14 protein-coding genes and 1 pseudogene are annotated in these 17729 nt (G+C 64.3%); 9 read left to right on the plus strand and 6 right to left on the minus strand.

Annotated elements, in window-relative coordinates:
- Window positions 1-71 precede the first annotated feature (71 nt).
- Window positions 72-1829 carry a glucan ABC transporter ATP-binding protein/ permease gene (locus N181_RS24800; protein ID WP_014330307.1) on the minus strand — a complete coding sequence of 586 codons (1758 nt, stop codon included), beginning with the start codon at window positions 1827-1829 and terminating at the stop codon, window positions 72-74.
- Window positions 1830-2196: 367 nt separating this feature from the next.
- Here N181_RS24800 and N181_RS24805 point away from each other — a divergent pair, with 367 nt between their 5' ends.
- Complete coding sequence (locus tag N181_RS24805; protein ID WP_037400770.1) at window positions 2197-2937, plus strand: helix-turn-helix transcriptional regulator; 741 nt, start codon at window positions 2197-2199, stop codon at window positions 2935-2937.
- Window positions 2938-3167: 230 nt separating this feature from the next.
- A complete protein-coding gene (gene pyc / locus N181_RS24810) occupies window positions 3168-6623 on the plus strand; it encodes a pyruvate carboxylase (protein WP_037400767.1) in 3456 nt (1151 codons plus the stop codon).
- A 219-nt stretch (window positions 6624-6842) separates the two neighbouring features.
- Here pyc and N181_RS24815 read toward each other — a convergent pair whose 3' ends face one another.
- From N181_RS24815 to N181_RS24825, 3 genes are all read right to left on the minus strand, one after another.
- Complete coding sequence (locus tag N181_RS24815; RefSeq protein ID WP_037400764.1) at window positions 6843-7604, minus strand: amino acid ABC transporter ATP-binding protein; 762 nt, start codon at window positions 7602-7604, stop codon at window positions 6843-6845.
- Window positions 7601-8281, minus strand: a complete 681-nt coding sequence (locus N181_RS24820) for an ABC transporter permease subunit (protein ID WP_014330186.1) — start codon at window positions 8279-8281, stop codon at window positions 7601-7603. Before N181_RS24820 ends, N181_RS24815 begins: the two co-directional genes overlap by 4 nt.
- A 335-nt stretch (window positions 8282-8616) precedes the next feature.
- Window positions 8617-9390 carry an amino acid ABC transporter substrate-binding protein gene (locus N181_RS24825; RefSeq protein ID WP_014330185.1) on the minus strand — a complete coding sequence of 258 codons (774 nt, stop codon included), beginning with the start codon at window positions 9388-9390 and terminating at the stop codon, window positions 8617-8619.
- Window positions 9391-9658: 268 nt separating this feature from the next.
- Between N181_RS24825 and N181_RS24830 the strand changes: the two genes are divergently transcribed.
- The 4 genes from N181_RS24830 (at window position 9659) to ispG (ending at window position 13479) form a co-directional block, all read left to right on the plus strand.
- A complete protein-coding gene (locus N181_RS24830) occupies window positions 9659-10438 on the plus strand; it encodes a DeoR/GlpR family DNA-binding transcription regulator (RefSeq protein ID WP_080577770.1) in 780 nt (259 codons plus the stop codon).
- Complete coding sequence (locus N181_RS24835; protein ID WP_037400756.1) at window positions 10435-10821, plus strand: VOC family protein; 387 nt, start codon at window positions 10435-10437, stop codon at window positions 10819-10821. The genes N181_RS24830 and N181_RS24835 overlap by 4 nt, the downstream gene beginning before the upstream one ends.
- Window positions 10822-10849: 28 nt before the next feature.
- The gene (locus N181_RS24840; protein WP_037400754.1) at window positions 10850-12043 is read left to right on the plus strand and encodes an MFS transporter; all 1194 of its coding nucleotides are present in this window, start codon (window positions 10850-10852) and stop codon (window positions 12041-12043) included.
- A gap of 182 nt (window positions 12044-12225) precedes the next feature.
- Window positions 12226-13479: a flavodoxin-dependent (E)-4-hydroxy-3-methylbut-2-enyl-diphosphate synthase gene (gene ispG, locus N181_RS24845; protein ID WP_037437259.1), complete on the plus strand. Its 1254-nt coding sequence runs from the start codon at window positions 12226-12228 to the stop codon at window positions 13477-13479.
- Between the two features lie 8 nt (window positions 13480-13487).
- On the opposite strand, the gene hisC is transcribed toward ispG, so the two are convergent.
- Together hisC and N181_RS32340 are read right to left on the minus strand one after the other, a co-directional pair.
- On the minus strand, window positions 13488-14543 hold the full coding sequence (hisC, locus tag N181_RS24850; protein WP_037400741.1) for a histidinol-phosphate transaminase: 1056 nt from the start codon (window positions 14541-14543) through the stop codon (window positions 13488-13490).
- 4 nt (window positions 14544-14547) lie between these two features.
- Window positions 14548-15634, minus strand: a pseudogene (locus tag N181_RS32340) (polyprenyl synthetase family protein).
- A 3-nt stretch (window positions 15635-15637) separates the two neighbouring features.
- Between N181_RS32340 and mtgA the strand changes: the two are divergent.
- The 3 genes from mtgA (at window position 15638) to rpmF (ending at window position 17470) form a co-directional block, all read left to right on the plus strand.
- Window positions 15638-16384 (plus strand): monofunctional biosynthetic peptidoglycan transglycosylase, encoded by a 747-nt coding sequence (gene mtgA, locus N181_RS24855; RefSeq protein WP_080577769.1) that lies wholly within the window; start codon window positions 15638-15640, stop codon window positions 16382-16384.
- A 77-nt stretch (window positions 16385-16461) separates the two neighbouring features.
- Window positions 16462-17109 carry a glutathione S-transferase family protein gene (locus N181_RS24860; protein ID WP_014330177.1) on the plus strand — a complete coding sequence of 216 codons (648 nt, stop codon included), beginning with the start codon at window positions 16462-16464 and terminating at the stop codon, window positions 17107-17109.
- A gap of 175 nt (window positions 17110-17284) precedes the next feature.
- On the plus strand, window positions 17285-17470 hold the full coding sequence (gene rpmF, locus N181_RS24865) for a 50S ribosomal protein L32 (RefSeq protein ID WP_003543812.1): 186 nt from the start codon (window positions 17285-17287) through the stop codon (window positions 17468-17470).
- Window positions 17471-17729: the final 259 nt, after the last annotated feature.

Raw genomic sequence — 17729 nt, forward strand, 5'->3', positions numbered from 1 at the left:
CCCACGTTCTTGTGGGTGGCTTCGTTTTCGTGGCTGCCGGTGCTCGCGCTCTGATCCTCCGATCGGAGAACTCACGCCGCCGTATGGCTCTTGCGGACATCCTCGTCCGTCAGGATACCGCTGGCGCGCAGCAGCGCGGCGAAGCGGCCGTTGCTGTGGCTGAGCTCGTTGAAGCCGCCCATCTCGACGACCCGGCCGTGATCCATGAAGATCACCAGGTCGGCCTCGCGCACCGTCGACAGCCGGTGGGCGATGATGAAGGTGGTGCGATCCTTGCGCAGCGCATCGATGGCATCCTTGACACGCGCCTCGGTTTCCACGTCGAGGGCGCTGGTCGCCTCGTCGAGTACCAGAATCGGCGCGTTCTTGAGGATGGCGCGGGCAATGGCGATCCGCTGGCGTTCGCCGCCCGAGAGCCGGTTGCCGCGTTCGCCGACCACCGTGTCGTAGCCGTTGAGGCGGCCTTCGATGAAGTCGCTTGCGGCGGCCGCTTCGGCGGCGCCCATAATCTCTTCCAGCGAGGCGTCCTCGCGGCCGAGCCGGATGTTGTCGCCGATCGAGCGGTTCATCAGGCCGGCATCCTGGAAGACGGTGGCGATCGACCGGCGCAGCGACTTGCGCGTCACGGCCGAAATGTCGACGCCATCGATCAGGATCTGGCCGTGCTTCGGCTCATGGACCCGCTGAAGCAAGTTGACGAGCGTCGTCTTGCCGGCACCGGTCGGGCCGACGATGGCGATCGTCTGGCCGGCCTTGGCCGTGAACGAGACGTTGCGCACGCCCTGGGCGGAATTGGCGAAGTCGAAGGAGACGTCGCGGAACTCGACTTCGCCGACGACGCCGGTGAGGTCCTTGGCGCCGGCCGGCTCCTCGCGTTCGCGCACCGAATCCTCGAGCTGGTAGAAGTCCTGGAGCTTGGCGCGCGCCTCGAAGATCTGCGTCACGAAGGCCTTCATCTGGTCGAGACGGCCGATCAGGAGATTGGCGAAGCCGATGAAGGCGATCACCTCGCCGACGCCGAGCTCGCCGCGCTGCACCAGGATGGTGCCAATGACGAGGATCGTCATCATCGAAATGGTCGAGGCGATGCGGTTGAGCGCGCTGGCGAGCGCCCACCAGTCGAGCACCGGATACTGGGCGGAGAGCAGCCGTTCGGCGAACTTCTTCAGTTCGCGCGTTTCCGCTTCGATACGGTTGTAGCTGTGAACCACCGAGACGTTGCTGATCGCGTCGGAGACGTGCGAGAAGACCGTGTGGTAGTGGTTCTCGACCGAGGCCTGGCCGTCCTTCGTCCGGTTCATCACGGCCTTGCTGATCAGTATATAGGCGGCGCCGAGCACGACGAGGACCATGGACAGGCGGAAGTCCATCACGAAGGCGGTCGGCACCAGCAGGACGAGCGCCACGGCGGTCGCGAGGTGCTGCCGCATGAATTCGAGCCACAGGCCGAAGAGGGTCTCGCAGGCGCGCAGCAGCGTATGCAGTGCGTTCGAGGTGCCGCGCTGGCTATGCCAGGAGAGCGGCATGGAGACGATCCGGCCGAAGGCTTCGGTCAGGAGCGTCGCCCGGCGGCCATGCGCAAGGCGGTCGGCCTCGCGGGAGACGAGGACGAAGGCGATCGTGTTGAAGACACCGAAGCCGGCCCAAAGGAGCAGCATCGGCGCGACGTCCTTTTGCGTCGAGATCGCGTCGATGATACGGCCGAAGAGGATAGGCTCGGCGATCGTGATGACGGCCAGGACGATATTGGCGATGACGATCGCCCCGACACGGTATTTGTGGACAGCAAGATACTGAAGCGCTCTTGCATACACCTGGAATAAAGACACTGTCTCACCCCTTCTGGGCATCGGATTTTCCGCCGCAACAGCAATGCGGCAGTGCGTTGCGCCTTTGGCGATCAACGCAGGATTGCCCTGCTGGATCGACAAAGCCGCGCGAGACGACCCTGAGAAAAACCTGCGGAAAACGCGAAGCGGGCAAGTCAGACGGCTTGATCATCCGGGTCCAAGGGAGGATTTGGTGGACGATCCATCGTTCGCAATCTCTTGCCACGACTCCGATTTTTTGCAGGTTCCGTACAGGACCGGGCGTGATAAGAAGAATTATCGCGGTTGCAACATGAATGGCTTCTGAACGGCGCGTTCATGGAGAATTCGCAAGCGCTCGCTGTCCGTTCTGAGCTCAAGGTGTTCCATGAATATAACGTTGCTCGTACAGTTTCTGGCCCTTCTGGAGGAGATGAAGACACGCGAGGAGATCCTGCCGGAGTTCGAACGACTGCTCGATCGCTGCGGTTTCGATTTCTACGGCGTGGTGCGCCAGCCCAAACCGCACGAGAACCCGCTAAGGCTGCTGCTCGCCGGGCGTTGGCCCGAGAGTTGGCCGCAGATCTACATCCGCAAGAAATACGTCGTCATCGATCCGACGATCCGCTATCTCGGCCACGCCCAGCGCGGCTTCCGCTGGCGCGACACGCTGGTCGCCTTCCGCTCGGACCCGCATCGCAAGCGTATGGAAAGCATGATGGTCGAGGCGCGCAATCACGGGCTTTTCGACGGCTACATCTTTCCGGTGCACGGCCGGCGCGGGCTGATGGGCAACTTGACCGTCGGCGGCCGGGTGGTCGATTTGAGCCCGGTGGAACTGAGCCTCTTCGATGCGATCGCCAAACGGCTGTTCTGGAAGCTGCTCGAGCTCACCGATCCGGAAATCATGGCGGAGCTCGTCTCACGCGTCGAAGTGCAGATGACGCGGCGCGAAATGGAGGCGCTGAACTATCTCGCCGACGGCATGACCTCCAACGATATCGGCAAGGTGCTCGACATTTCGAGCCACACGGTCGACTGGTACATGAACGGTATCCAGGAAAAGCTGAAGGCGAAGAACCGGCATCATGCCGTCGCCATTGCCTTCCGCCTCGGATTGATTTCGTAAAGTGCGTCGCATTTTTATGGAGCCCTGCAACGCGCGTTAGTTTTTTTTATGCATGCCGTTGTCCCGAAGCCGCTGCACACTGTCCGGCGGGCATGCATTAAGGGTCGTCCTGACCCAATGGGTTAGGCTTCGTGTCGCATCTGAAATTGCACTTCATTCCATGACTCGCTAATAGTTCTCTTCGCGGGTGCAGCATTCCCGCGTTTTCAAGTCTATTTGAGGAGTCCGACTTGTCCATCTCAAAGATCCTTGTTGCCAACCGATCCGAAATCGCCATCCGCGTCTTCCGCGCGGCCAATGAGCTGGGGCTTAAAACGGTCGCGATCTGGGCAGAGGAGGACAAGCTGGCGCTGCACCGCTTCAAGGCGGACGAGAGCTACCAGGTCGGCCGCGGCCCGCATCTTGCCCGCGACCTCGGGCCGATCGAGAGCTATCTGTCGATCGACGAGGTGATTCGCGTCGCCAAGCTGTCCGGGGCCGATGCGATCCATCCGGGCTATGGCCTCCTGTCGGAAAGCCCGGAATTCGCCGAGGCCTGTGCCGAAAACGGCATCACCTTCATCGGCCCGAAGCCGGAGACGATGCGCCAGCTCGGCAACAAGGTGGCGGCCCGCAACCTGGCGATCTCGATCGGCGTGCCGGTCGTGCCGGCGACCGAGCCGCTGCCGGACGACCCGGCCGAGATCGCAAGACTCGCCGACGAGATCGGCTATCCGGTGATGCTGAAGGCCTCCTGGGGCGGTGGCGGCCGCGGCATGCGGGCGATCCGCGACCAGAAGGACCTGATCCGCGAGGTGACCGAGGCGAAGCGCGAGGCGAAGGCCGCCTTCGGCAAGGACGAGGTCTATCTGGAAAAGCTCGTCGAGCGGGCCCGCCACGTCGAAAGCCAGATTCTCGGCGACACGCACGGCAATGTCGTGCATCTGTTCGAGCGCGACTGCTCGATCCAGCGGCGCAACCAGAAGGTCGTCGAGCGGGCCCCGGCGCCCTATCTCAACGAAGCGCAGCGCGCCGAACTCGCCGCCTATTCGCTGAAGATCGCCGAGGCGACCAACTATATCGGCGCCGGCACGGTCGAGTATCTGATGGATGCCGACACCGGCAAGTTCTACTTCATCGAGGTCAATCCGCGCATCCAGGTCGAGCACACGGTGACCGAGGTGGTCACCGGCATCGACATCGTCAAGGCGCAGATCCACATCCTCGACGGCTTTGCCATCGGCTCGCCGGAATCGGGCGTGCCGAAGCAGGAAGACATCCGCCTCAACGGCCATGCGCTGCAGTGCCGCATCACCACCGAGGACCCGGAGCAGAACTTCATTCCCGACTATGGCCGCATCACCGCCTATCGCGGCGCCACCGGCTTCGGGATCCGGCTCGACGGCGGCACCGCCTATTCCGGCGCGGTGATCACCCGCTACTACGATCCGCTGCTCGAGAAGGTCACCGCCTGGGCACCGAACCCGCAGGAAGCAATCCAGCGGATGATCCGGGCGCTCAGGGAATTCCGCATCCGCGGCGTCGCCACCAACCTGACCTTCCTCGAGGCGATCATCAGCCACGCGAAGTTCCACGACAACAGCTACACGACGCGCTTCATCGACACGACGCCGGAACTGTTCCAGCAGGTCAAGCGCCAGGACCGCGCCACCAAGCTGTTGACCTATCTCGCCGACGTTACCGTCAACGGCCATCCGGAGGCGAAGGGCCGGCCGAGGCCGAATGACGATATCGCCGCTCCGGTCGTGCCGTTCATCAATGGCGAAGCCAAGCCCGGCACCAAGCAGAAGCTCGATGAGCTTGGGCCGAAGAAATTCGCCGAATGGGTCAAGGCGCAGCCGCAGGTGCTGCTCACCGACACGACGATGCGCGACGGCCACCAGTCGCTGCTCGCCACCCGCATGCGCACCTATGACATCGCCCGCATTGCCGGCACCTATGCGCGGGCGCTGCCGAACCTGTTTTCGCTCGAATGCTGGGGCGGCGCCACCTTCGACGTGTCGATGCGCTTCCTGACCGAGGATCCGTGGGAGCGGCTGGCGATGGTACGCGAGGGCGCGCCGAACCTGCTGCTGCAGATGCTGCTGCGCGGTGCCAACGGCGTCGGCTACAAGAACTATCCCGACAATGTCGTCAAATACTTCGTCCGCCAGGCGGCCAAGGGCGGCATCGACGTGTTTCGCGTCTTCGACTGCCTGAACTGGGTCGACAACATGCGGGTGTCGATGGATGCGGTCGGCGAGGAGAACCGGATCTGCGAGGCGGCGATCTGCTATACCGGCGACATCCTCAATTCCGCCCGGCCGAAATACGACCTCAAATACTATACGGCGCTGGCAGCCGAACTGGAGAAGGCCGGCGCCCACATCATCGCCGTCAAGGACATGGCCGGGCTGTTGAAGCCGGCCGCGGCGCGGGTGCTGTTCAAGGCACTCAAGGACGCGACCGACCTGCCGATCCATTTCCACACCCACGACACGTCGGGCATTGCGGCGGCGACGGTGCTGGCCGCGGTCGAATCCGGCGCCGACATCGTCGACGCGGCGATGGACGCGCTGTCCGGCAACACCTCGCAGCCCTGCCTCGGCTCGATCGTCGAGGCGCTGTCCGGCACGGAGCGCGACCCCGGCCTGAACCCGGAATGGATCCGCCGCATCTCGTTCTACTGGGAGGCGGTGCGCCATCAATATGCGGCCTTCGAGAGCGACCTCAAGGGACCGGCCTCGGAAGTCTACCTGCACGAGATGCCGGGCGGCCAGTTCACCAATTTGAAGGAACAGGCCCGCTCGCTCGGGCTCGAGACCCGCTGGCACGAGGTGGCGCAGGCCTATGCCGACGCCAACCGGATGTTCGGCGACATCGTCAAGGTGACGCCGTCCTCGAAGGTGGTCGGCGACATGGCCCTGATGATGGTCTCCCAGGACCTGACGGTCGCCGACGTCGAGAACCCGGCGAAGGACATCGCCTTCCCGGACTCGGTCGTGTCGATGCTGAAGGGCGATCTCGGCCAACCGCCGGGCGGCTGGCCGCAAGCGCTGCAGAAGAAGGCGCTGAAGGGCGAAGCGCCCTATACGGCCGTGCCGGGCTCGCTGCTGCCGCCGGCCGATCTCGACGCCGAGCGCAAAGCCATCGAGGACAAGCTCGAGCGTGATGTCGACGACTTCGAATTTGCCTCCTACCTGATGTATCCGAAGGTGTTCACCGACTATGCGCTGGCCGCCGAGACCTACGGTCCGGTTTCGGTGCTGCCGACGCCGGCCTATTTCTACGGCATGGGCCCGGGCGAGGAGCTGTTCGCCGACATCGAGAAGGGCAAGACGCTGGTGATCCTCAACCAGGCGCAGGGCGAGATCGACGAGAAGGGCATGGTCAAGATGTTCTTCGAGCTGAACGGCCAGCCGCGCTCGATCAAGGTGCCGGACCGCAACCGCGGCGCCTCGACCGCCATCCGCCGCAAGGCCGAGGCGGGTAACGCCGCCCAGCTCGGCGCGCCGATGCCGGGCGTCATCTCGACGGTCGCCGTCCATCCCGGCCAGCCGGTCAAGGCCGGCGACGTGCTGTTGTCGATCGAGGCGATGAAGATGGAGACGGCGCTGCACGCCGAGAAGGACGGCACCATCGCCGAGGTGCTGGTCCGCGCCGGCGACCAGATCGACGCCAAGGATCTGCTGATCGTGTTTGGCTGAGGGGCGGAACCTTCAAATGCAAACGGCTGGAGAGATCCGGCCGTTTGTTCACAACCTGCAGCTGGGTCCGAGACACAAACGCATCATACAAATGACAGCGCCGCGGAGAGGCACCCTTGTGCGTGGATCCTTGGGTCAAGCCCTAGGATGACGGCGGAGGGGGATTCCCTAGACGCGCCGTTTATGATCGGGAAATCCGTGTGCGCGCCCGAACGTCACTCAAATATCATAGCTCATCGGTGCGCTGAGCGAGGCGATGAACTTCTTCGTCCGCTCGCGCTCCGGCGTCGAAAAAATCTTGCGCGGCGGGCCGCTTTCGACGACGACGCCGGCGTCGAGGAAGACGACGTGATCGGCGACGCGTGAGGCGAGGCGCAGGTCATGGGTCGCCATGATCATCGTCGTGCCTTCGCGGGCGAGCCGGCTGAGGACCTCTACGACTTCCTCGGCGAGTTCCGGATCGAGGGCCGAGGTCGGCTCGTCGCAGAGGAGCACGCGCGGCGAGGGGGCCAGGGCCCGGGCGATCGCGACGCGCTGCTGTTGGCCGCCGGAAAGCGTCGACGGCCAGGCGTCGGTCTTGTGCGCCATGCCGACCTTCTCCAGGAGTTCGAGCGCCCGGGCGCGGGCCCGGTCGGTCGGCCATTTGAGAACGGTGGTAAGGCCTTCCATGACATTGCCGAGCGCCGTCTGGTGCGGGAAAAGCTGGAAGTTCTGGAACACCATGCCGGTCTGGCGGCGCAGCCTCTGGATCGCCTGCCAGCCGACCTTGCGGCCGGGGGCAAAGTCCAGCCGCTCGTCGCCGAGGCGGATTGCGCCGCTGGTCGGGACTTCCAGCAGGTTGACGCAGCGCAGCAGCGTGCTCTTGCCACCGCCGGAGGGGCCGACGAGGGCCGTCACGGTGCCTTCCGCCAGCGTGACGCTGATGTCGTTCAGGACCGTGTTGGTGCCGAAGCGCTTGACGATATGCGAGAGCTCGATCATGCGCGCGCCTCCAGGAAGCCGCCATAGCGGGCGAAGCGTTTCTCGAGCTTGACCTGCAGGGCAGAAAGCACCGAGCTCATGGCAAGATAGATCAGCGCCGCCTCGATGTAGAGGATCAGGGGCTCATAGGTGGTGGCGACGATGCGCTGCGCCGTCTGGAAGAGTTCCGGCACGGTGATCGCCGCGGCGAGCGAGGTGTCTTTCACCAGCGAGATGAAGGTGTTCGACAGCGGCGGCACGGCGACGCGGCCCGCCTGCGGCAGGATGGTGCGGCGCATCGCCTGGCTCCAGCTCATGCCGATCGAATAGGCCGCTTCCCATTGGCCGCGAGGCACCGAGGAGATGACGGCGCGGATGATCTCCGACGTATAGGCGCCGATATTCAGCGTGAAGCCGATCAGCGCGGCCGGGAAGGCATCCAGCAAAATGCCCATGCTCGGCAGCCCGTAGAAGATCACGAAGAGCTGTACGAGCAGCGGCGTGCCGCGGATCACCCAGACATAGAAGCGCGCCACGGCGACGAAGGGTGCCGGCGCGAAAAGCCTGACAATGGCGGTGACGAGGCCGAGCAGCAGACCGAGGATGAAGGACAGCAGAGTCAATGGCACCGTGAAGATCAAGCCGGCCCAAAGCAGGGTCGGCAGCGATTCCGCCATGAGGTTCAACCAGTTTGGCAAGGGACAGCCTTTCGAAAACGCGCGATCCGCTCCGAGGGTGGAGCGGATCGTAATTCATGGGGTGGGATCGGGAAAGCGGTGAGGCCGCATCCGTATAACTGTGCCTAAGACCCCCCCCGACCCTGCGGGCCACCCTCCCCACAAGGGGGAGGGATGGGAGGCTCCGAATCCTTTGCGCCCCTCTTTCGGTGCTTTGCCTGTCGCGCCTGCCTTCGGCGACTGAACCTTGTGCAGGATGCAGAGGCTTCGTGTAGAGCTCGGCGCCGCGGCAGGTTAAGGCCCTCCCCCTTGTGGGGAGGGTTGGGAGGGGTCAGTCGCCGGCCGCTCCAAAGACGCTATTTCGAGACGTCGGCGCCGAAATATTTCTGCGAGATCTTCTCGTAGGTGCCGTCGGCCTTGATCTCGGCCAGCGCCTTGTTGATCGCTTCAAGCAGTTCCGGCTCGTCCTTGCGCAGGATGATGCCGGAATAGTCGGCGTCCGGCTTTTCGGCGGCGATCCTCACGTTTGCGTCGGGCTTCTGCTTCTTGAAGTCGAGGAAGGACAGGCTGTCGTTGATCGTCGCATCGGCACGGCCGGTCAGGACGAGCTGGATCGACTGGTCGAAGCCGTCGGTGCCGACGAGTTCGGCGCCGGAGGCTTCGGCAAGCTTGCCGAAGTTGCTGGTCAGCGACTGGGCCGACTTCTTGCCCTTCAAGTCTGCGAAGTCCTTGATCTCCTCGTTGTCGCCCTTGACGATCAGCACGGCCTTGGAGGCGATGTAGGGCTCGGAGAAATCGTACTTCTTCTTGCGTTCCTCGGTGATGCCGACCTGGTTGATGACGGTGTCGTAGCGGTTGGCGTCGAGACCGGCGATCAGCCCGTCCCACTTGCCTTCCAGGAACTCGGCCTTGACGCCGAGGCGCTCGGCGACTGCCTGGCCGATCTCCACGTCGAAGCCGACGAGCGTGCCGTTCGCATCATGATAGGTGAAGGGGGCGTAGGTGCCCTCGGTGCCGATCTTCAGCACGCCGGCCGACTTGACCTCATCAAGGTTCGACCCCGCTTCGGCCGGCGCAAAGGCGGCAAGTTGCAGGAGGGCGGCAGCGAAAAGTGTCGGAAGGAGTTTCATTGTCTTGTTTCCATCTTTCTGTTCTCCGGCCCGTCACCGGATTGCCGCGAGACTCGCACAAATTCGGAAGCGTCTGAGCACATAAAAGACCAATTCTCGGCTGTTTCGATAGAATATTTTCTCAAGCAAGCCGGGCCCTATCGGAATGGCCGCCGTAAAAGCCTCCAAGCGGCTTGCCTGTTCCGAACGATCGAAGGTTGAAATCGCGCGACGAGAGTGGTATTCACGTTTTCATCGATTCATGCACGTTTATGCACGGTTTCTAATTATGGCGAGCGACTTGCTGCTGCGCGAAAGAAAATCCCTCATCCAGGACCGCCTGGGGACAAATGGCCGCGTTCTCGCGGTCGACCTGGCGCGCGAACTGAATGTTTCCGAGGACACGATCCGGCGGGACCTGCGCGAGATGGCCGCCGCCGGCCTCTGCGAGCGGGTCTATGGCGGCGCCCTGCCGATCGCTCCGGATGCCGGTTCGCTGAGCGCGCGGGCCGCGCTTGTCCCGGAACGTAAGGCAGCGCTGGCGCGGGCCTCGGTCGGCTTCATAGAGCGCGGTATGACGGTATTTCTCGATGCGGGCTCGACCAATCTGGCAATCGCCCAGGCGATAGCCCCGGATCTGTCGGCAACGATCGTCACCAACACGCCGCTGATCGCCACCGCCCTGATGGAAAAGCCGGGTCTTGATCTCATCCTGATCGGCGGCCCACTCGACCGCGCCGTCGGCGCGGCGATCGGGGCCAGGGCACAGCGCGACGCCGAGCTGCTGAGGCCTGACCTCTGCCTCCTAGGGTCGTGCGGCGCCGACGCTGAAGCGGGGCTCACTGCCTTCCACTTTGAGGATGCGGAATTCAAGCGACTGATCGCCTCGCGCAGCCGTTCGGTGCTCGCCGCCATCACGAGCGACAAGCTCGGCACCGCCGCTCCGCACGCGGTCATCGACATCGACGCCGCTTCGACGCTCGTCCTCGAGGCGAATGCGCCAGAGGCCCAGATCGCCGCGTTCACCGCGCAAGGGGCGCGCGTCGTTCTTGCGAGGGAACAAGGATGAGCATCGCACATGTCGCCCTCTGGACCAGGGATATCGAGCGGATTGCGGCCTTCTGGGTCGAATTCTTCGGCGCCGACGCGGGCGCGGTCTATGAAAGTCGGCGCCGTCCAGGTTTCCGTTCGCGCTTCCTGACCGTCGGCGCCGGACCGTCGATCGAGGTCATGGAGGGGCCGTGGCTGGAGCCGCATGACGGTGCGACCGTGGAGCGCGCCGGCTACGCGCATGTCGCTCTCTCCCTCGGGAGTGGCAAGGCGGTGGACGACATGGCCGCTCGGGCCGAGCAGCGGGGCCTGCTCGTATCGGGAGCCAGATGGACGGGGGATGGTCTCTACGAAGCCGTGATCCGCGACCCCGACGGCAATCTTATCGAAATCACCATTTGAGCCGGGACCGGCAAGCAGGAAGATCAAAATGGATCAACGCACAGAGACCGCCCCGAAGGCGGCAGTCCGGCAGGGTTATATGTCGAAGAACCGTCTCGCCGTCTCGCTCCTGTTCCTCATGAACGGCTTCGTCACCGGAAGCTGGGCGCCGAAAATTCCCGAATTCAAGGACCGCCTCGGCATCGGCGAGAGCGTGCTCGGGCTCTTGATCCTGGTGTTCGGCGTCGGCTCGTTGGTGCTGATGCCGATCGCCGGCGGCTACATTGCCCGCATCGGCTCTGAAAAGGTGGCCAAGGCCACGGCGATCATCCTCTCGCCCCTGCTCCTCGTCCTGACGCTGGTGCTGAACGTCTGGACGGCGGCGATCGGCATGTTCCTGCTCGGCGGCTTCGTCGGCGCCATGGACGTGGCAATGAATGCCAATGCCGTCGAGGTCGAGAAATCGATGCGCCGCGCCATCATGTCCTCCTGCCACGCCTATTGGAGCCTCGGCGGGCTGATCGGCGCCGGCATCGGCGGCTTCCTGATGGCCCGCGTCGGCGTGCTCCCGCATGCGATCCTCGTGACCGGCCTCTGCGTAGCGATCCTTGCGGCGGCCTGGCCGTTGATCCTCGCCGATCAGCCGCACCCGGCGGCCGCGAAAGAGAAGTTGCGCCTGCCGATGACACCGCTACCCTGGCTGATCGGCCTGATGGCGCTGTTCTCAATGGTGCCGGAAGGGGCCGTGCTCGACTGGGGGGCGCTCTATCTGCGCAACGAACTCGGTGCCTCGGTCGAGCTCTCGGGATTCGGCTTTGCCGCCTTCTCGGCAACCATGGCGGCGATGCGTTTTGCCGGCGATCATGTGCGCGATCGTTGCGGTGCGACGAAGACGTTGCGGATCTGCACGGTCACGGCGCTTGTCGGCCTTGTCGCCGCGGGGCTCGCGCCGAACGCATACCTCGCGATCCTCGGTTTTGCCGTGGCCGGCATCGGCATCTCGAACATGGTGCCGATCGCCTTTTCGGCCGGCGGCAACATGCCGGGCCTGCAGCCGGGGATCGGCCTCGCGGTTGCGACAACGATGGGCTATTCCGGCATGCTGTTCGCGCCGTCGCTGATCGGCTTCATTGCCGAGCATAGCGGCTTCGCGGTCATCTTTGCCTCCATCCCCGTTCTCTTCGTCGTCGTGCTTCTCCTGTCGCACCACGCCGTCCATGCGGATCATGGCAAAAGACATTGACGGCGGGCTGCCATCAATTCGCCGTCAGCGCATGATGTTGCCGTTGACAAGCACGCTTTCCTTCGCCACCTGAAAGGCGAAAGCGGGACGCCGATGCGTGCCCCGCAGCTCCAAAGCGTTGCATCGACCTTTGTGCGCCCGGTAAGGCGCACGGCGCTGCAAAGGGACCACGAGAGGCCTTCATGTCTTCTGCCTTCGATTTCGAGCCAAAGCCGCGCCGCGCCTCGGTGGCCGTCGATGTCGGCGGCGTCATCGTCGGCGGTGCCGCGCCGGTCGTCGTCCAGTCGATGACGAATACGGACACGGCCGATGTCGATGCGACCGTCGCGCAAGTGGCGGCGCTCCACAAGGCGGGTTCCGAGCTGGTGCGGATTACCGTCGACCGCGACGAAAGTGCCGCCGCCGTGCCGAAGATCCGCGAGCGGCTGCTGCAGCTCGGCCTGGACGTGCCGCTCGTCGGCGACTTCCACTATATCGGCCATAAGCTCTTGGCCGATCACCCGGCCTGCGCCGAGGCGCTCGCGAAATACCGCATCAATCCGGGCAATGTCGGCTTCAAGGACAAGAAGGACAAGCAGTTCGCCGAGATCATCGAGATGGCGATCCGCTACGACAAGCCGGTGCGGATCGGGGTGAATTGGGGGTCACTCGACCAGGAGCTGCTGACGCGACTGATGGACGAGAACCAGGCCGCGGGCTCACCGTTGACGGCGCAAGAGGTGACGCGCGAGACGATCGTCCAGTCGGCGCTGCTCTCGGCGGAGCTTGCCGAGGAACTCGGCCTGGCGCGCAATCGCATCATCCTTTCCGCCAAGGTTTCGGGCGTGCAGGACCTGATCGCCGTCTATGCGATGCTGGCCGCCCGGTCCGACCATGCGCTGCATCTCGGGCTTACCGAGGCGGGCATGGGGACGAAGGGCATCGTCGCCTCCTCCGCCTCGCTCGGCATCCTGATGCAGCAGGGCATCGGCGATACGATCCGCATCTCGCTGACGCCGGAGCCCGGCGGCGACCGCACCCGCGAGGTGCAGGTGGCGCAGGAGCTCTTGCAGGTCATGGGCTTCCGCCAGTTCATTCCGGTCGTCGCCGCCTGTCCCGGTTGCGGCCGCACCACCTCCACGGTCTTCCAGGAACTCGCCCAGAAGATCCAGGAGGACATCCGCGCCAGCATGCCGATCTGGCGCGAGAAATATCCGGGCGTCGAGGCGCTCAAGGTCGCCGTGATGGGCTGCATCGTCAATGGCCCCGGCGAGAGCAAGCATGCCGATATCGGCATTTCGCTCCCGGGCACCGGGGAAATGCCGGCCGCCCCCGTCTTCATCGACGGCCAGAAGGCAATGACGCTCCGCGGCCCGAAGATCGCCGAGGAATTCCAGCTTCTCGTCGCCGACTATATCGAAAAACGCTTCGGCCGCGGCCAGGCGGCGGCCGAATAACTCAAGCCTCAAAGAATTTCGTCGAGCGCCGCAACCAGCCTGGCGCATTCCTCGTCGGTGCCGATGGTGATGCGCAGGAAATCCGAAATCCGCGGCTTGGCGAAATGGCGGACGATCACGGCGCGCTCGCGCAGCTTGGCCGCGAGATCCTGACCGGCCTGGGCCGGATGCCGGGCGAAGACGAAGTTCGCCTGGGAGGGCAGGACCTCGAAACCACGTTCTTCCAGTTCGCTCGTCAACCTCGCACGCGTGGCGATAATCTTGCCGCGCGTCGCCTCGAACCATGTGTCGTCTTTGATCGCGGCGGTCGCGCCGGCCTGGGCCGCACGGCCGAGCGGGTAGGAATTGAAACTGTCCTTGACCCGCTCCAGCGCCTCGATCAGCGCCCGCTGGCCGATCGCGAAACCGACGCGCAGGCCGGCCAGCGCGCGGGACTTGGAGAAGGTCTGGACGACCAGCAGGTTGTCGTATTTCGGCACGAGCGCGGTCGCTGATTCACCGCCGAAGTCGATATAGGCCTCGTCGATCACCACAGGCCGGTCCGGATGCTCGGCAACCAGCGTCTCGATCTCCGCCAGCGGCAGGCCGATGCCGGTCGGCGCATTGGGATTGGGCAGGATGATCGCGCCGCAGGGTCGGCGGTAGTCGGCAATGTCGATGCGGAATGCCGCGTTGAGCGGCACTTCGATCGCCTCGATGCCGAAAAGGCCCGCATAGGTCGGATAGAAGCTGTAGGAAATATCCGGATAGAGCAGCGGCTCGTCGTGCTTCAGCAGTGCGGCGAAGGCATGGGCGAGCACCTCGTCGGAACCATTGCCGACGAAGACCTCCCCGGTCGAGACGCCATATCGCGCGGCGATCGCTTCCCTCAAGCCCAACGCGACCGGGTCCGGATAGAGCCGGAGATCGGCGCCTGCCGCCGCCCGGACGGCTTCGAGCGCCTGCTCGGAGGGTCCGTAGGGGCTTTCATTGGTGTTGAGCTTGACGAGATTCGCGATACGCGGCTGTTCGCCCGGAACATAGGGTTTCAGCGTGGAAACGATCGGCGACCAGAATTTGCTCATGAACTCAGTTCCTGCGATTGGCGATGAAGCGGGCGGCTTCGACAAGAATGGCGGACCGGGCGCCGTAGGGCTGAAGCAGCTCCTTGGCCTCGGCCACCAGCCCTTCGAGCTGGCGCTCGGCCCAGGCCTGGCCGTGAAGGGCAACGAGCGTGCCCTTGCCGCGGGCCGCATCCTTGCCGGTGGCCTTGCCCATGGCCTCGGCGTCGGCGGTGAGGTCGAGAAGATCGTCGGCAAGCTGGAAGGCAAGGCCGATTTTTCGCCGAAGGCGCGCAGCCGCCGGCGGTCGTCAGGCTCCGCGTCGGCGATGATTGCGCCCGCCTCGCAGGCGAAGCGGATGAGGGCGCCGGTCTTCATCGCCTGCAGCGTGACGATGCCCGCTTCGTCCGGCGCGGACTTTTCGGCGGCGAGATCGAGCGCCTGTCCGCCAGCCATGCCGCCAAGGCCGGCCGCGCGGGCCAGCGCCAGCACAAGTGCGGCCTTCTGGCCGTCGGAGAGCGGCGTTTCCGGCGCGGCGATGATGTCGAAGGCGAAGGTCAAGAGGCTGTCGCCGGCGAGGATGGCGGTCGCTTCATCGAAGGCGATATGCACGGTCGGCTGGCCGCGTCGGAGGTCGTCGTCGTCCATCGCCGGCAGGTCGTCATGGACGAGCGAATAGCAATGCACGCATTCGAGCGCCGCGCCGATCCGGAGCGCCGCATTGGCGCTGCCGCCGAGCAGGGCGGTACTTTCGGCGACGAGGAAGGGGCGCAGCCGCTTGCCGCCGTTGAGGACGCCATGGCGCATGGCGTCGAGCAGCCGTGCCGGCCGGGCGATCTCGTCCGCTTGGGCGCCAGGCCCGAGCAGGGTCGAAAGCAGGCTCTCCACCGCCAGCGCCGCGGCCTTGAGGCGTTCCTGAAAAAGTGGTGTCTCGTCTTGCATATGAGGCTCTTTGGCACGAGGGAGAGCGGCTTTCAACGGACTTTCGCGTCGCAGCCCGCGCGTTTTGTACGGGATGAGTGCGCAGGCGCCCTTGTCTTTCTCAGAGAAAGGCCGTTCAACTTTCGCGATCCATGAAATAAGAGTGGGGAATGGACAGAGGGGTGGACAGCCAGGCCGTGGACATCGTTCCGGAAGAACGCGAGGAGGGCGAGTTGCCCGCCGGCCGCTGGTCTGCCCTGCGTCGAACCTGGCGAACGCGGCGCCAGCGTCTCGTTCTCGCGGCACTTTCCATTCTCCTGCTCCCCTATCTGCTGATCTTCGTCTATCTCGTCGGCTTCATCCATCCGGTATCGACTTTGATGCTGCGCGACCTCGTGCTGCTGCGCGGCTACGACCGGGAATGGGTGGCGTTCGACGATATCGCCCCGGTCCTCGTCCAGTCGGTGATGATGTCCGAGGACGGCCAGTTCTGCGCCCATAACGGGGTCGACTGGATGCAGATGCGCGGTGTCGTCGAGGACGCGCTCGATGGCGAACAGACGCGCGGCGCGAGCACCATCCCGATGCAGACGGTCAAGAACCTCTATCTCTGGAACGGGCGCTCCTTCATTCGCAAGGGAATGGAACTGCCGCTTGCCGTCGTCGCCGATCTCGTCTGGAGCAAGCGGCGCATGATGGAAATCTACCTGAACGTCGCCGAGTGGGGCGACGGCATCTACGGCATCGAAGCCGCCGCACGGCATCACTTCGGCGTTTCCGCCGCGAAGCTCTCGCGCCGCCAGGCCGCTCTGCTTGCCGTCGCCCTGCCCAATCCGATCGACCGCAATGCCGGCAAGCCCGGACGTGGCCTGAGGCGCCTCGCCTCGGTGATCGAGCGTCGCGCCGGCCGCTCGGGCGGCTACATCACATGTCTTTATGATTGAGATGAAGGCAATTCATTGGTCTTGTCTCCGGTGATGTGGCAAGGCTGCCTCCCGAAAAACCAAGCGGAGACAGAGCCATGGCCAAACTCGTTCTTTATGTCGGCAACAAGAATTATTCGTCCTGGTCCCTCCGGCCGTGGCTGGCGCTCGAAGGCTGCGGCATAACGTTCGAAGACGTCGTCATCCCCTTCGACTTTCCGGCGGGAAACCCGAAGTTTCGTGAAATCTCCCCGACCGGACGCGTGCCGGTGCTCCACCATGGCGAAACGCGCGTCTGGGAATCGCTGGCCATCATCGAATACGTCGCGGAGCTTTTCCCGGAAGCCGGTATCTGGCCCGAGAACCGCGAGGATCGGGCCCGCGCGCGCAGCTATTCGATGGAGATGCTCGCCGGCTTCCGCGCGCTGCGCGGCGCCTGCCCGATGAACATCCGCCGGCCGGTGAAGGCGATTGCCCTTCCCGATGGAGTGATCGACGACGTCGCGCGGATCGAAGCGATCTGGCACGAGGCGATCGCCCGCTCCGGCGGACCGTTCCTCTTTGGCCGCTTCACTGCCGCCGACGCGATGTTCGCCCCGGTCGTCAACCGTCTGGAGGTCTACGAGCTCACGACCGATCCGGCAACGCTTGCCTATATGGAGGCCGTCAAGGCGCATCCGGCCTTCCGCAAATGGGAGGAAGCGGCAAGGGCAGAACCGTGGATCGTACCCGAGGACGAGGCCTGACGTTCCCAAGGGAGCGGGCGCTTGCGCTTGCTGGCCGATTCGAAAATTTGCGCGCGGGGACTGGTCAAACCGCGGTCGGGCATGTATAAGCGCGCGAAATTCCGAGATCGACATCTGTTTGACCCGGCCATTTTCGGCTGCTGAACAGTGTTTTGCCCGATAAGTGGAGAATGAAATGGCTGTACCCAAAAGAAAAACGAGCCCGTCCAAGCGTGGCATGCGCCGTTCCGCTGACGCCCTCAAGGCTCCGACCTACGTCGAAGACAAGAATTCCGGCGAACTGCGCCGTCCGCACCACATCGATCTGAAGACCGGCATGTACCGCGGCCGTCAGGTCCTGACGCCGAAGGAAAGCGCATAAGCGTTTTCGTCTGCGGGTGAAGTTTTAAGGGTCGGCTCTGCCGGCCCTTTTTCTTTGGTGCGTTGGACTTGGCGAAATGCCCCTCCCCAACCCCTCCCCACAAGGGGGAGGGGCTCGCAGGCGTCCGCCGCCTGCGCCAATTCAACGTTTCCACATGCGGTGACGATTTGTGTCACGCCGGGGGCGCGGCAGGGGAAGCCCCTCCCCCTTGTGGCAGGGCTGTCCGGGGAACGGCCTGGGTGAATCGAAATGTCGCAGG

Source organism: Sinorhizobium fredii USDA 205, from assembly GCF_001461695.1.
Lineage (GTDB): Bacteria > Pseudomonadota > Alphaproteobacteria > Rhizobiales > Rhizobiaceae > Sinorhizobium > Sinorhizobium fredii.

Bases quoted from the DNA above. Each gene is read 5' to 3' on its own strand.
- N181_RS24860 (WP_014330177.1), top strand. From the start codon at position 16,462: ATGGCCAAACTCGTTCTTTATGTCGGCAACAAGAATTATTCGTCCTGG.
- N181_RS24825 (WP_014330185.1), bottom strand. From the start codon at position 9,390: ATGAAACTCCTTCCGACACTTTTCGCTGCCGCCCTCCTGCAACTTGCC.
- N181_RS24805 (WP_037400770.1), top strand. From the start codon at position 2,197: ATGAATATAACGTTGCTCGTACAGTTTCTGGCCCTTCTGGAGGAGATG.
- N181_RS24830 (WP_080577770.1), top strand. From the start codon at position 9,659: ATGGCGAGCGACTTGCTGCTGCGCGAAAGAAAATCCCTCATCCAGGAC.
- hisC (WP_037400741.1), bottom strand. From the start codon at position 14,543: ATGAGCAAATTCTGGTCGCCGATCGTTTCCACGCTGAAACCCTATGTT.
- N181_RS24840 (WP_037400754.1), top strand. From the start codon at position 10,850: ATGGATCAACGCACAGAGACCGCCCCGAAGGCGGCAGTCCGGCAGGGT.
- ispG (WP_037437259.1), top strand. From the start codon at position 12,226: ATGTCTTCTGCCTTCGATTTCGAGCCAAAGCCGCGCCGCGCCTCGGTG.
- N181_RS24815 (WP_037400764.1), bottom strand. From the start codon at position 7,604: ATGATCGAGCTCTCGCATATCGTCAAGCGCTTCGGCACCAACACGGTC.
- rpmF (WP_003543812.1), top strand. From the start codon at position 17,285: ATGGCTGTACCCAAAAGAAAAACGAGCCCGTCCAAGCGTGGCATGCGC.
- N181_RS24835 (WP_037400756.1), top strand. From the start codon at position 10,435: ATGAGCATCGCACATGTCGCCCTCTGGACCAGGGATATCGAGCGGATT.